This is a genomic window from Streptomyces sp. LS1784, from assembly GCF_020103755.1.
Classification (GTDB): domain Bacteria; phylum Actinomycetota; class Actinomycetes; order Streptomycetales; family Streptomycetaceae; genus Kitasatospora.
Genome location: NZ_JAHSQD010001146.1, coordinates 1 through 968, shown reverse-complemented (window position 1 = coordinate 968; position 968 = coordinate 1). Strand labels below are relative to the sequence as shown.

1 protein-coding gene is annotated in these 968 nt (G+C 74.4%); it reads left to right on the top strand.

All coding sequences use genetic code 11. From position 1 onward, the window contains the following. Window positions 1-595 (top strand): pyridoxamine 5'-phosphate oxidase family protein (locus KS423_RS46225; protein WP_224285624.1); only part of this gene is annotated, 595 nt, incomplete at its 5' end. Between the last annotated feature and the right edge of the window lie 373 nt (window positions 596-968).

The window sequence follows — 968 nt, the reverse complement described above, 5'->3', positions numbered from 1 at the left end:
CGCACTGGACCCGGCCGGCCGGCGCCGGATGCGGCTCAACGGCCGCTCCGTTCCGGACGGCCGGGGCGGGCTGCTGGTGCACGCCGACGAGGTGGTCGCCAACTGCCCGAAGTACATCCAGCGCCGCACCCCGGCGGACCGCCCGGCCGCCGGCCCGCCCCGCACGGTGGCCGCCGGCGCGGTGCTGACCACCTCACAGCTCCTGGCGGCGGCCACCGCGGACACCTTCTTCATCGCCAGCACCGGCCCGGACGGCAGCGTGGACGCCTCCCACCGCGGCGGCTTCCCCGGCTTCCTGGAACCGGTGGCGCCGAACCGGCTGCGCTGGCCCGAGTACCCCGGCAACAGCATGTTCCTGACGCTCGGGAACCTGGAGCTGGACCCGCGGGCCGGCCTGCTGCTGCCCGACTGGGAGACCGGTGGGTCGCTGCTGGTCACCGGCGAGGCCCGCACCGACTGGTCCGAGGAGGCCAGGCAGGGCGTCCCGGGCGCCGAGCGGATCGTCGAACTGACCGTCACCGGCGTGGTCGAGCTGGCCGACGCCACCCCGCTGGCCTGGACCGACCCCGAGTACTCGCCCGCCATCCCGCGCTGACCACGCCTCACCCCTGCCGGCCGCCCCCACCTGACCCACGCCACGTTCCGGGGCCGAACGAGTGTCACCCGTTCGGCCTAACCCATCGTGACGCACCCCGCCTGTTTTGGGACTTTGGTCCCGATAACACGCGGAATGGGCCCGGGAAGGCCACTCCTGTCCCGCCGTCAGGCGGCGACCAGGAAAGACCGCAGGAAAGAGGCGGAGCATGACCCTTACCGATCCCCTGTCCCCGCTCATGGAGTTCGACGAGGTCGAACCGGCGGAGGACTGCATATGCGGGGGCTGCAACGCCCGCCGACGCGCACGGCTGCACGCCGCGCCGGTCCACGAGGGCGGCCACGCCGCCGCCCGCAGCGTCCGCCGCCGGGCC